The 12,816-nt window shown below is 62.5% G+C and carries 14 protein-coding genes; 13 read left to right on the top strand and 1 reads right to left on the bottom strand.

What is annotated here, in order from left to right; all coding sequences use genetic code 11:
- The first annotated feature begins 251 nt into the window (after nt 1-251).
- From M1E05_RS12375 to M1E05_RS12335, 9 genes are all read left to right on the top strand, one after another.
- Nucleotides 252-797 carry an SDR family NAD(P)-dependent oxidoreductase gene (locus M1E05_RS12375; protein WP_461165239.1) on the top strand — a complete coding sequence of 182 codons (546 nt, stop codon included), beginning with the start codon at nt 252-254 and terminating at the stop codon, nt 795-797.
- 559 nt (nt 798-1,356) lie between these two features.
- Nucleotides 1,357-2,085, top strand: a complete 729-nt coding sequence (locus M1E05_RS12370) for a DUF6152 family protein (protein WP_461163108.1) — start codon at nt 1,357-1,359, stop codon at nt 2,083-2,085.
- A gap of 9 nt (nt 2,086-2,094) precedes the next feature.
- The gene (locus tag M1E05_RS12365) at nt 2,095-2,577 is read left to right on the top strand and encodes a hypothetical protein (RefSeq protein ID WP_458114247.1); all 483 of its coding nucleotides are present in this window, start codon (nt 2,095-2,097) and stop codon (nt 2,575-2,577) included.
- Between the two features lie 283 nt (nt 2,578-2,860).
- Nucleotides 2,861-3,757: a helix-turn-helix transcriptional regulator gene (locus tag M1E05_RS12360; protein WP_461163107.1), complete on the top strand. Its 897-nt coding sequence runs from the start codon at nt 2,861-2,863 to the stop codon at nt 3,755-3,757.
- Between the two features lie 125 nt (nt 3,758-3,882).
- On the top strand, nt 3,883-4,548 hold the full coding sequence (locus tag M1E05_RS12355) for an SDR family NAD(P)-dependent oxidoreductase (protein ID WP_458114245.1): 666 nt from the start codon (nt 3,883-3,885) through the stop codon (nt 4,546-4,548).
- Between the two features lie 23 nt (nt 4,549-4,571).
- The gene (locus M1E05_RS12350) at nt 4,572-4,799 is read left to right on the top strand and encodes an SDR family NAD(P)-dependent oxidoreductase (protein ID WP_461163106.1); all 228 of its coding nucleotides are present in this window, start codon (nt 4,572-4,574) and stop codon (nt 4,797-4,799) included.
- Between the two features lie 203 nt (nt 4,800-5,002).
- On the top strand, nt 5,003-5,098 hold the full coding sequence (locus tag M1E05_RS12345; protein WP_458114243.1) for an SDR family oxidoreductase: 96 nt from the start codon (nt 5,003-5,005) through the stop codon (nt 5,096-5,098).
- A 176-nt stretch (nt 5,099-5,274) separates the two neighbouring features.
- Nucleotides 5,275-5,814, top strand: a complete 540-nt coding sequence (locus M1E05_RS12340; RefSeq protein WP_461163105.1) for a cyclophilin-like fold protein — start codon at nt 5,275-5,277, stop codon at nt 5,812-5,814.
- 48 nt (nt 5,815-5,862) lie between these two features.
- Nucleotides 5,863-7,134, top strand: coding sequence for an MFS transporter (locus tag M1E05_RS12335; RefSeq protein ID WP_458114241.1), 1,272 nt, complete (start codon nt 5,863-5,865; stop codon nt 7,132-7,134).
- A 21-nt stretch (nt 7,135-7,155) separates the two neighbouring features.
- Here the strand turns inward: M1E05_RS12335 and M1E05_RS12330 are convergent, their stop codons facing one another.
- A complete protein-coding gene (locus tag M1E05_RS12330) occupies nt 7,156-8,094 on the bottom strand; it encodes an AraC family transcriptional regulator (RefSeq protein WP_458114240.1) in 939 nt (312 codons plus the stop codon).
- 293 nt (nt 8,095-8,387) lie between these two features.
- On the opposite strand from M1E05_RS12330, the gene M1E05_RS12325 reads away from it, so the two are divergent.
- The 4 genes from M1E05_RS12325 (at nt 8,388) to M1E05_RS12310 (ending at nt 12,816) form a co-directional block, all read left to right on the top strand.
- The gene (locus tag M1E05_RS12325; protein WP_458114239.1) at nt 8,388-9,737 is read left to right on the top strand and encodes an ABC transporter substrate-binding protein; all 1,350 of its coding nucleotides are present in this window, start codon (nt 8,388-8,390) and stop codon (nt 9,735-9,737) included.
- 62 nt (nt 9,738-9,799) lie between these two features.
- Nucleotides 9,800-10,768 carry a carbohydrate ABC transporter permease gene (locus tag M1E05_RS12320; protein WP_461163104.1) on the top strand — a complete coding sequence of 323 codons (969 nt, stop codon included), beginning with the start codon at nt 9,800-9,802 and terminating at the stop codon, nt 10,766-10,768.
- On the top strand, nt 10,765-11,715 hold the full coding sequence (locus M1E05_RS12315; protein WP_458114237.1) for a carbohydrate ABC transporter permease: 951 nt from the start codon (nt 10,765-10,767) through the stop codon (nt 11,713-11,715). Before M1E05_RS12320 ends, M1E05_RS12315 begins: the two co-directional genes overlap by 4 nt.
- A gap of 39 nt (nt 11,716-11,754) precedes the next feature.
- Complete coding sequence (locus M1E05_RS12310; protein WP_461163103.1) at nt 11,755-12,816, top strand: NAD(P)-dependent alcohol dehydrogenase; 1,062 nt, start codon at nt 11,755-11,757, stop codon at nt 12,814-12,816.

Genomic DNA, 12,816 nt, shown 5'->3' with positions numbered 1-12,816 from the left:
CCTAACCAATCGAGGCAGCAGCTAGGAACGCGGCCATGAATCTGGGCCGGCCCTGTGGGCCGGGCCCCGGATCTTCGTGAGCCAGGGCATAGGCATTTACTTGGAGTCGGAAGTCCCCATGCTTTGGGGCGCAGCACTGACTTGAAGTGGGTCAAAATCGGTCAGGTAGTGTGTGTTGACAGTGTCAACAGAATCGGCGTCGGAGACCAGATGCCGGGCGAACACTTCGTGCCGAGCTCGAAGGCCGGGGTATCCGGGCGACGAGCCTGATCAACAACGCCGGCTTCGGTAGCCATGACGAGTTCGGCGACGAGGACCCCGAGCGCCTCCAGAGCATGATCGCCTTGAATGTCAGTTCCCTCGTGGACCTGAGTCACGCGTACTTCGATTCACTGAAGACCGGCAAGGGGGTGCTCATCAATGTCGCGAGCCTTCTCGGTCTCCAGCCGACCCCCTATCTCAGTGTGTACGGGGCCACCAAGGCGTTCGTCCTGAGCTTCACAGAGTCGTTGTGGGAGGAGGCTCGCGGCTCCGGACTCGGCGTGCTCGCAGTGTGTCCGGGTGCGATGCAGACCGAGTTTTTCGACGCCGCAGGCAGTCAGTCCGCCGACTACGGCGCCGCCAGGGCGACACCGCAGCACGTTGTGCGGATGGCGCTCGAGACGCTCGACCGTCGCTTCGCGCCGCCGTCGGTGGTGACCAACGGCCGGCCGCTGGCCATCGCAACCAAGTTCCTGCCCCGCCGGATGGTGGTGCAGGCCATGGGCCGGATGGCACGGCCAGCTCAGCATGTCTAACAACTCCACCCACATTGACCGATGCCCACTCCCACCAGCAACGAGCAGACCATGTGTACAAAACCCCCAGAAGTGCGGACACGGACGTAGCATTTTTTCGCATGACTTGCACGAAGCGCGCGAAAAAGGACGATACGGCGTCTTTCATGGTGCTTTTCCTGCTCATGATCGGAGCCACCGGCTTTGTGGTCAGAGTTATGATCAGCCGGGTTCTCGGCAAGGGCCTGAACATGACGCTGATCGTCAACGCCGTGCGGCGATTCTCTAGTCCTCCCGCATCGCTACAGAGGAGCCCTGCCCAACGGGGCTTTCCGTCGCTGGTCATTGTGAAGGATCGGTGGGACGGTCATCTCGAACCGCTGGTCCCAGGGCTAACCGGTCCCTTCCAGAAACCTGACATCGCCTGCTCGACGCCTGTGTCGAAAGCACCGGTCGCGCTGGCCCGAGAGCCAGCTCAATTCTCAGGGAGACCCTGTCAGTACCTCTCATCACAGGGTCTCCCTCTTCCCTGCGGGATGGGGTTTGCTGGATGCGAATCATTTCGAAAGGACCAACTCACATGGGCATCAGCATGATGATCGCACCACTGACCCGCACCAACGCCCGTACTCTCCAGCTGGCGACCGCGTCCTTAGCCTCTGCTGCCATGCTCACCGTGTTCTCCGCCGGTCCCGCTCAGGCGCATCACGGGTTCGATGACTTCGACACCGCCCGCCCCTACTACATTGCGGGTACCGTCTCGGAGGTCCGATGGGGCGAGCCACATTCCTTTTTCACTCTAACCATCGACAACGCCCTGCCTGCTGACACCCCTGAACTGGATCTGCCCGAGCAGCTCCAGGCTCCCGAGGCCAGCGGCCCAATCAACGAGGCTCCGTCCTACAGCGGTTCCCATGAAGAACTGGCGGTCGTCATCGCCCCTCCGAGCTACACAGGCAGATGGGGTCTTGACCGCCCACTCGTACACGGAGAGAGGGTCGAAGCGGTCGGGTACATCGGCCTGAGCCATACCGATGAGTTCCGTCCGGTCGTGTTCTGGTTCGAGGACGGCCGCCCGGTAAACCAGGTGCTTGGTAGCCAGCTGCCTGCGACGCCGCTGACGGCCCCGTATCCCGACCGCGCCGTGGGTGCCGCGCCAGGCGCGGAGGAGGCCAACGAAGCCATCTCGGGCAACGCGGATTCCGACAACATCACACCGATTGCGGTGTGGGCAGTGGTCGGCGGCGCACTGGTGGCCGTCGTCGCGGGTGGGGCCGTTTATCTGCGAGCACGCACGCGTCGGCTCTAGGCGCCAGTCATGAGTGAAATCCTCTCCTGGCTGGAAGACGGCTGGCTCGCCGAGGCTGTCCGTGGCACGGACTACCTGTATCCGGTCCTCGGGAGCCTCCACATCATTGGTATCGCCCTCCTCATCGGTCCGGCCGCGGCCTTCGATCTTCGGCTGCTTGGACTGGGCCGGCAGACGCTGCGGGTGACGACCGCTGCCAACCATCTCCTTCCCCTGTCACAACTCGGATTCATGATCGCAGCGGCCACCGGCGTGGTGATGTTCCTGTCCAGCGCGACCCTCATCGCCGACCGGGGCAGCGCCTTATGGAAGCTCAGCCTCATCGTGCTCGCAGGCGTGAACATCCTGATCTTTCATAAGCGCACCTACCGCGGCGTGGCCGACTGGGACACAGGCCGGTCAACGCCCGTAGCTGCGCAGGTCGCCGCAGTCATCTCCCTCACATCGTGGTCAGGCGTCACAGTCGCGGGAAGCCTCTTGGCCTACACCTGATTCGGGCAACACCCAAACCGTGGCGACCGCGCTGGGGGCGCCATGGTCGGTGGATCGCCGCTGCGAGCTACCACGACGGCGGTCGCTTGGCTTTTGAGCCGGATGGCATGCTTTACGTCACCGCCGGTGATGCGCGACGCGCGAGAGCCCGGACCTCGATTCCCTTAACGGAAAGATGGCGGAGCGCTGTCAGGCGTGAATTTCAGCCGCACGGGCGATACGGGGGGATAGGGGTACTGCAAGGGACTCCCACGGGCGGTTGGGTTGGCTTAGCGTTGACGACATGGACAACCGAGCGGAAGTACGCGAATTTCTCCTCTCGCGGCGCGCTCAGGTCGCCCCTGAGCAGGTGGGATTGCCTGCCGGGACGAACCGGCGTGTCAGCGGCTTGCGCCGTAGCGAGGTAGCCACATTGGCTGGTTTGAGCGTGGAGTATTACACCCGCATGGAGCGCGGTGCGATCAGCGGGGCCTCGCCGCAGGTGCTCGAGAGTATCGCCAGGGCTCTGTGCCTGGACGACGCTGAGCGGGCCCACCTGTTCGACCTTGCTCACGCGGCCAGCCCGGTTGCACGACCGCCGCGGCGGCGGACCTCGAAGTCCTATGTGCCGCACCAGAGCCTGCAGTGGGCGCTCGATGCGATCACGGCTGGTCCGGCATTTGTTCGCAATGGCCGTATGGATCTGTTGGCGGTCAATCCCTTGGCACGCGCCTTCTACAAGTATTGCTATGACATGCCGGGCCATCCGCCAAACATCGCCCGGTTCACCTTCCTTGATGAGCGTGCCTATGAGTTCTACCCGGACTGGGATGCTTTCGCGGAGGTGACTGTCTCCATCCTCCGCACGGAGGCGGGCCGGGACCCGCACAACAAGGAGCTCCATGACCTCATTGGTGAGTTGGGAACCCGCAGCGAGGAGTTCCGCAAACGATGGGGTGCCCACAACGTCCGGCACCACGGCACTGGCTTCAAGACGTTCAATCACCCGGTGGTCGGAGAGATGACCCTCGCGTTCGAAGGCCTGGAGATGGCTGCTGAGCCCGGCCTGACACTCACGATCTATACCGCGGAGCCCGGGTCCCCGTCGGCTGAGCGCATGCAACTACTTGCGTCGTGGGCGGCGAGCGAATACGGAGACTCCGTCCGGCCGGCACCCGAAAGGACACACACGGACGGCTGACGACGGCGGTGCTGCCGCCGCTGAACGCCCCATGACACTCCGAGCTGCACCGTACAAGAGTGCAGCCTTTAGGCCCCGATCAGCGGGACATTTCGTCCTGCCTACGTGCAAGAAGGAAGAACACCATGAAGACTACGATCGCGATCATCGGTGCAGGACCTGGCCTTGGCCTCGCCTCCGCCCGGCGCTTCGGCGCCGAAGGCTTCAACGTTGCTCTCCTTTCCCGTACCCAGGAAAAGGTCGATGCGCTCGCCGCGGAATTAGCCGACGACGGAATCACCGCCCGCGGTTACGCCGCCGACGTCCGCGATACTGAGTCGCTCAACGCCGCCCTCACCAGGGTCGCCGAGGAACTGGGCGTCGTCGAAGTCCTCCAGTACAGCCCCGTGCCATCCAGGGAATATCTGCGGCCCGTTCTTGATACGACACACGAAGAATTGCGCTGGGCGCTCGAATTCTCTGCGCTGGGCGCGGCAGCCGCGGTCAAGGCGGTACTTCCCGGCATGCGCGCCCTCGGCAGAGGAACAGCCCTGTTCATCAATGGCTCCAGCGCCGTGCGGCCCAATCACAAGTACGCCGGCACCTCCGCCGCGTTTGCCGCAGAATCCGCGTACGCTCAGATGCTGCACGACGCTCTGGCGCCCGAAGGAATCCATGTTGCGCAGCTCATTATTCCGTTGGGGATAGGTGGAGGCGACCCCGCCCACGAGCCGGCTGCCCTGTCCGAGACACTCTGGGGCATCTATAGCGATGGGAAGGACTTCCGCACCTTCGTGACACCGCTCGACTGAGCGCCCTAACAGCAAGGAGAAAAGTGTCCCGCATCCTCGTTACCGGTTCCAGCGACGGGCTAGGACGCGCCGCTGCCGAAGCGCTGCTTGACGACGGCCACGACGTCGTCGCACATGCCCGCACCGCCCACCGGCTGCCTGCCGTTCATGACCTCCTCGACCGGGGCGCACAGGCTGTGGTGGGTGACCTGGCCAAGCCCGACGACTTACGTCGTCTGGTCAAGCAAGCAAACACCTTGGGGCGCTTTTGACGCAGTAATCCACAACGCCGGCGTTATCGGCGGGCCGTCCCTCTTACCGGTGAAGGTCGTCGCTCCCTTCGTCCTTACGGCGGAGATGCATCGGCCTGGGCGGTTGATTTACCGCATCAGGCCGTAAACGATGAACGTTTCCAGGCGGCGCTCCTCGGCTCGCTGGCCGACTACACGGGAAGCAGGATCCAAGGATGACCGGCATGAGGATCGCCACTGCTGTGCTGTGGCTCTGCAGCGGTGCCGCCAGCTGCGTTACCGGCGTCGCGCTTCCTGTCGATGGTGGCTACACCGCGTAGGAGCGGTAGCAGCTTTGGGGCCGTCCTGTGTGGAATGAACTTTCATTGGCGGGACGGTTCACCGTTTTAGGGGTCCCTCCCAGTGCCCGTAACAACAGAGGCTCCCCCTGTTGTTTGCCGACTGCTTTGCTGGAATGGACCAAACTTTCACCTGACTCGAAGGGGAACCATCTCCCATGCGCCTGAAGAAACTCATCTTGGCTGCGATCATCGTGCCGGCGTTGCCCCTGGCAGGGTGCAGCACACCTTCGAACGGTCCTGGCTCCGCCACGACGCCGGCGCCCTCCCAGCCAGAACTAACTTCGGCGGCCGCCGTGTCATCCGCGTCCTCGCCAGGTCCGTCCTCCGCCAGCGCCGCAGACAGCACCAGGATCACCATCCGGATCGATGGCGAGGCCGTGACCGGAACCCTCTCAGGCAACTCGGCCGCACGCTCCCTGATCGAGCAGCTTCCGCTGACGCTCTCCTTCAGCGATCACGGTGGGCAAGAAAAAATCGCAAAGCTTCCGGAGCCCCTTTCGCTCGGCGGCGTACCCGCCGGTGATGATGCAGATCCACTGACCATCGGCTACTACGCGCCTGACCAGGCCCTCGTTCTCTACTACGAGCACGTCGGGTACTTCCCTGGAATCGTGCGGGTCGGATCGTTTGACGACCTCGCCTCGATCCGGGACCGGACGGGCGAATTCACCGCCACGTTGGCCTCCTCAGACTGAGCGGGAGCCCCAGCCACTCCGAATACTCTCCCTAAGAACGGAGCCGTTTTGACTCGAGCAACCCTTCAGGATCCCGTGGGCGAAGCACCCTTCGAGGGCCTGACCCACGAAAATCTCGGCACCTTTGAGGATACGAAGGCATCGCCACGGGAGGGCGATCTTTCCGTCCGGGCCGGGCGCTTTCCCTGGGCAGCCCTGCTGGTCATGGCCCTGATGGGATTCATTTTAATTGCCACCGAAACCATGCCCGCCGGCCTATTGCCGCAGATCGCTTCGGGGCTGAACATCACTGAGGGGACCGCCGGACAGTTCGTCAGTGCCTACGCCCTGGGAACAGTGATTGCGGCAATACCCGCAATCACCGTGACACGTGGCATACGCCGGAAGCCTGTTTTCATTTTTGGAATCCTCGGTTTCCTGGCAGCGAACCTCATTACGGGGTTCTCCGCTGACATCATGCTCTCCCTGGGAGCGCGGTTCCTGGCGGGTGCATTTTCCGGCCTGCTGTGGGGGATGCTCGCCGGCTACGCCCGGCGCATCACAGCTCCTGAACATTCCGGCCGTGCCTTGTCTGTTGCATCCCTTGGAACGCCCATAGGCCTGGCAGTGGGAACGCCCTTCGGTTCGTGGCTTGGTACGACCTTTGACTGGCGTTGGTCCTTCGGCGTGCTCTCGATCCTGACGATCGTCACCGTCCTGCTCGCCGCCATCCTTGTGCCGGATGCACCAGGTCAAAGGAAAGGGACTCGTGTGCCGCTGGTCCGCGTCTTCGGCATCCCGGGCGTCGCAGCAGTCCTGGCCATCATCGTCGCGTGGATGCTTGGGCACAACATCATGTACACGTACATTGGCTCCTATCTCCGCACGGCAGGCTCTCAGCTCTCGGTCGACGTCGCACTCCTGACGTTCGGTGTGGCGGCCATCGCCGGAATTGCGTTCACCGGTGCAGTGATCGACAAAGGCCTCCGACGCCTGGTTCTGCTGAGCCTCGGGTCCTTCATTGTGGCCGGCGTAATCTTCGTTGTGGGTAACGGGTCATTGGCGGCAGTCCTTGTAGCGATCGTCCTGTGGGGCATCGCCTTCGGAGGCGCAGCAGCCCAACTGCAGACGGCCATCAGTGCGGCAAGCGGCGAAAATGCCGACGTCGCCAACTCGATGCTTGGCGTAGCCTTCAACCTTGCAATCTTTGCCGCCGCTGTGGCAGGTGCAGTCTTGATCAGCAACTTCGATGGTTTAGTCCTGCCGATCGTCATGGCCGGGCTTGCTGCTGCTGCTCTCTTCGTCGCAGTTGCCGCGCGAAGAACCGCGTTTCCCACATAGGCAAGCTGACAAGTGGGATGGTCAGCTCTGGACGCGCCGGCGGAAGTCTCTAGGGGTTTCTCCGGTGTCGTTGAGGAAATGCCGGTTGAAGTTGGACAGGTTGGAGAAGCCGACTTCGTAGCAGATGGTGGAAATGGGAGTGTCCGTGGCTTCGAGGAGGCGTCGGGCGTGGGCAAGGCGTAGTTTGCGCACGAGGTCGCTGAAGTTCTGGCCGGTGGCGCGCTTGAAATACTTCGAAAAAGTTGGCTCGGACATTCCTACCAGGGACGCCGCTTCAGACATTCTGACGTCGCCGGTGTGGTTGTTGAAGACGTATTCGAGAATTATATCGACGACGGCGGCGGCCTGTCGGTCCAGCTGGGGCCGGAACCACTCATCTGCGAGGTAGAGACGGTCTTCAAGCGGGGCGTGGGCCAGGACAGCGAACAGTTCGAACAGGTGACGTAGCCGGGACAGCCCGTCAGATACGCCCATGGCTTCTATGGACACCGCTGCATTCTGCGCTGTCTGGCCCAGGAACTGGATCCCCCGCGATGACTGATCCAGGAGCAAATGGAGTTCGGCCAGCTCGGGTATCAGGGCGGCGCACTGCTGGACCCATTTACCGTCGAACTGGATGACGGCGTCTCGCCGTTCCAGGACCTCACCGGGCTGGAGGTCGCTGACCCAGTCGTGGGGGAGTCCGGACCCGATGAGGGCAACATGGCCCGCTTCAAAGGTGCCGATGTGGTCACCCACGATGAATTTTCCTGTTCCCTTGCGAATCAGGTGGATCTCATATTCGGGGTGGTAGTTCCAGCGTGCAATGGGACTCGGATAGTCGTGTTCATGCCATCTTACGGAGTGGTTTGGATCGGTCGGGATGACCTCACGGTTGGCCTGCATCCCGAGAAGGCGTTCGGCAAGCCTGGCCGCAGCGCCATCGACGGAGCCGGCGTCAACTGAAATGGCTGTGGCCATGGCAAGTCTCCAATATCATGCTCAAATCTTCGAAAATAATGCTTATGAACTGTGGACAGGACGGATGCCGCTCGTTCCTATGATAGCGCTGATGCCATTGCCACAGCCGGAAAATTTGTATCAGAAATTGGAAAGAGGGGCGCTAGTTGTGCCCTATCCCACACGCCTAGTCTTGAAGTACATCAGCGAGGCATGTCCCCCTACTTAGTCTTTGCCTCGCGCTTCAGCCCACCGCCTGACACAGCAGTCAGCGGATGGGTTGTGCACCCCCTGAAGAACAAAGGAGTCCTTAAATGCGCCCGAAAATTCGCGCTGCCACCCTCGCCGCTGGTGCCCTGACACTGGCCCTGGCTGCCTCAGCCTGTTCGGGCGCCGGCGGAGGCACGTCTGCCGGTGACCAGAACAGTATCAACGTCCTGATGGTGAACAACCCCCAGATGGAGGACCTGCAGAAGCTCACTGCCGATAACTTCACCAAGGAAACCGGCATCAAGGTCAACTACACGATCCTGCCGGAGAACGATGTACGCGCCAAGATCAGCCAGGAATTCTCCAGCCAGGCCGGCCAGTACGACGTCGCCTCCCTTTCGAACTATGAGATCCCGTTCTATTCCGCGAACAAATGGCTGGCACCGCTGGATAGCGTGGCCAACGACGCCGAGTTCAACCAGGAGGATATCCTTCCCGCCTACACGGCATCCCTGACGGGAGAGGACGGCAAGCTCTACGGCGAACCGTTCTACGGCGAGTCTTCCTTCCTGATGTATCGCAAGGACATCCTGGACGCCAAGGGCCTGACCATGCCGGAGAAGCCCACCTGGGACCAGGTGGCCGAACTTGCAGCCCAGGCTGATGGTGCCGAGCCGGGCATGAAGGGCATCTGCCTCCGCGGCCAGCCGGGTTGGGGGCAGGTCTTCGCCCCGTTGACCACCGTGGTGAACACCTTCGGCGGCACCTGGTTCGACAAAGACTGGAATGCCCAGGTTAACTCCCCGGAATTCGTCGAAGCCACCAAGTTCTATGTGGATCTGGTGAAGAAGCACGGTGAAGCCGGCGCGGCGCAGGCAGGGTTCACAGAATGCCTGAACAACATGAGCCAGAGCAAGGTGGCCATGTGGTACGACGCCACCTCCGCAGCAGGCGCCCTCGAAGCCGATGGATCGCCCGTAAAGGGAAAAATCGGTTACGCCCAGGCTCCCGTGAAGGAGACGGATTCCTCAGGTTGGCTCTGGACCTGGTCCTGGGGCGTGCAGGCAGCGTCCAAAAAGCAGGATGCTGCTGGCAAGTTCATCGCGTGGGCCAGTTCCAAGAAGTATGAAGAACTGGTGGCGTCGAAGCTGGGTTGGGCCAAGGTTCCGTCCGGCAAGCGCATCTCCACGTACGAGAACGCCGAATTCCAGAAGGCAGCCCCGTTCTTCGAAGCAGAACGTTCCGCCATTGAAAACGCAGACCCGAAGAACCCGGGCGTGCAGGAACGTCCGGTCGTCGGCATCCAGTTTGTCGGAATTCCTGAATTCGCCGACCTCGGCACAACTGTCTCGCAGGGCGTGAGTTCGGCCATCGCCGGACAGGGGACTGTTGAGGACGCGCTGGCCAAGGGCCAGGAAGCCGCTCAGAAAATCGGCGACAAGTACAAGAAGTAACCACCCACCAACCGGAGCTGTGGCCCGCCTGCGGGCGGGCCACAGAACGGCAGGAGAACATGATGACTACCGCAACAGCGCGCGTGGCCCGTCAAGGACACAGCCCCCTCAAACCTTCCAAAGACGCCAGGGCCCGTGAACGCGCCGCGGCGTGGGCACGGCGCGCGCCGCTGCTGCCTGCCCTGATCTTCCTCATCATCGTCACGCAGCTTCCCTTCGCTGCCACCCTGATCATTTCCTTTATGAACTGGAACAGCCTGCGCCCGGACCAGACGGGGTTCGCCGGTTTAAGCAACTACGTGGAAGTCCTCACCAACGCGGACCTGCGCCAAGCCATCTTCACCACCGTCATCCTCACGGTCTCGGTTGTCCTGGCCAGCCTGCTCATCGGGCTGGTCCTGGCACTGCTGCTGGACAAGAAGTTCATCGGCCGCGGACTTGCCCGCACGCTGCTGATTGCCCCGTTCCTGGTGGTTCCGGTTGCTGCCGCCTTGGTGTGGAAGCATGCCCTCCTGAACCCGACATACGGGCTGATCAACGGAATCCTGACCTGGATCTGGTCACTCTTTGGAAGCAACACACCACCTCAGCCGGACCTACTCTCACAGGCTCCGTTGACGGCCGTTATCCTTTCCCTGGTCTGGCAGTGGACGCCTTTCATGATGCTCATTCTGCTGGCCGGTCTGCAGTCCCGTCCCATGGACACGGTGGAAGCTGCCCAGATGGACGGCGCAAGCCCTTGGGAAATCTTCCGCCACTTGACGTTGCCGCACCTTCGCCAGTACCTGGAACTGGGCGGCCTGCTTGGCGCCATCTACATCGTCCAGAACTTCGACGCCGTCTTTACCCTCACGTCCGGCGGCCTGGGCACAGCGAACCTGCCGTACTCCATCTACCAGACGTTCTACTTCGCCAACGAATACGGCCTGGCCTCAGCTACCGGCGTCGTGGTTGTCATCGGCACGATCATCGTTGCCACCTTCGCGCTCCGCACCGTTTTCTCGCTCTTCAAGAAGGAGGCAGCACGATGAGCATCCACACTCCTGCCGCACCCAGCAACTCGGACCATGCCCGTTCAACATCGCCCACGGCCCTGAACACCGGCCCCGGCCGGCGCGGGTTGTTCACATCCGGCCGCGGCAAGTCGCGGATGGATCCCACCCGAAACAACACCGCCGCAGGCATGGCCGCCTGGCTGCTGGCCCTGCTGTTTGTCGCCCCGGTCCTGTGGATGGTCCTGACGTCCTTCCACTCCGAGACGGACGCCGCGACGAATCCGCCATCCCTTTTCGCGCCCCTGACCCTTGATGCCTACGAGGAGTTCTTCGGCGCCAGTTCCGGCGTCAGCCCGTGGCCCCCGCTGATCAACTCGGCTACGGCCTCTGTCCTGTCCACCGTCCTGGTGCTGGTCCTGGCCATCCCGGCCGCCTACGCGCTTTCGATCAGGCCGATCAAAAAGTGGACAGACGTCATGTTCTTCTTCCTCTCCACCAAAATGCTGCCAATCGTCGCGGCTGTCCTGCCATTGTTCCTCTTCGCAAAAACCATCGGCGGGCTGGACAACATCTGGTTCCTGATCCTGATGTACACGTCCATGAACCTGCCCATCGCAGTGTGGATGATGCGCTCCTTCCTTGCTGAAGTCCCGGTGGAAATGCTCGAAGCATCTCAAATCGACGGAGCAGGCCTCCTCCTGACACTCCGCGCGGTGGTGGCTCCCGTGGCGATGCCCGGCATCGCCGCCACTGCTCTGATCTGCTTCATCTTCAGCTGGAACGAACTGCTCCTGGCCCGGGTCCTCACCGGCGTCATGGCCGGGACGGCGCCGGTCTTCCTGACCGGCTTCGTTTCCAGCCAGGGCCTGTTCCTGGCGAAAGTTTGCGCCGCGGCCGTCGTGATCTCCCTTCCCGTTCTGTTTGCAGGGTTCGCCGCCCAGGACAAACTCGTCCAAGGCCTCTCCCTCGGTGCGGTCAAGTAACCGCACATCACCGCTCCCATACACAGAGGATTTCTCCTAATGACAACACCTATAACCCAGGCTCCGTCAGCCGAAAGGGCAGCGCTTCCCCAGACGATGCGGGCGTCCGTCTTGAGGCGCCAGGGCGATATGGCCATGGAAACCCTGCCCCTCCCGAAGCTCGACGCCGACCAGGTCCTGGTGCAGGTCGCCGCCGTCGGGGTCTGCGGCAGCGATGTCCACTACTACGAGCACGGCCGTATCGGTGACTACGTTGTGGACCATCCGCTGATCCTCGGCCACGAACTCTCCGGCCGGATCGCCGCCGTCGGCACCGCCGTCGACCCCTTCCGCATCGGCCAGCGTGTCGCGGTAGAGCCTCAGCGCCCCTGCCGCACCTGCAAACAGTGCAAAGCCGGCCGCTACAACCTCTGCCCGGACATCGAGTTCTACGCCACCCCGCCCATCGACGGCGCGTTCGCGGAATACGTGGCCATCCAGTCCGATTTCGCCTATCACATCCCGGACAGCGTCAGTGACGAGGCAGCCGCTCTTATCGAGCCGCTCTCCGTCGGTCTGTGGGCCTGCGAACGCGCCGACATCAAGCCCGGCAGCCGGGTTCTGATTGCCGGTGCCGGGCCCATCGGCATCATTGCGGCGCAAGCTGCCCGTGCCTTCGGTGCGGCCGAAATCTACGTTTCCGACATCGCCGAAGACCGGCTCGCCTTCGCCCTCGAACACGGGGCAACGCATGCGCTCAACCCCAAGACCGACACGGTCGAGGGGCTCGATGTCGACGCGTTCATTGATGCATCCGGCGCGCCCCAGGCGGTCCGTTCAGGCATCAAGGCCGTAAGCCCTGCAGGCAGGGTCATCCTCGTCGGCCTGGGGGCGGATGACGTCGAGCTTCCCGTCTCCTACATTCAAAACCGCGAAATCTGGCTCTCGGGCGTGTTCCGCTACACCAACACCTGGCCCCTGGCCATCCAACTCATCGCCGACGGGAAAGTGGACCTGGACATTCTGGTAACCGGCAGGTTCCCCCTTACTGAATCCGAGGACGCGCTTAAAGCCGGCAAACAGACCGGTCAGCTCAAAGCAGTCGTCTACCCGGGCCGCTGA

Source organism: Arthrobacter sp. R4-81, assembly GCF_054792365.1.
Note: the sequence above shows the minus strand (reverse complement) of the source record. Positions and strands in the feature narration are given on the sequence as shown.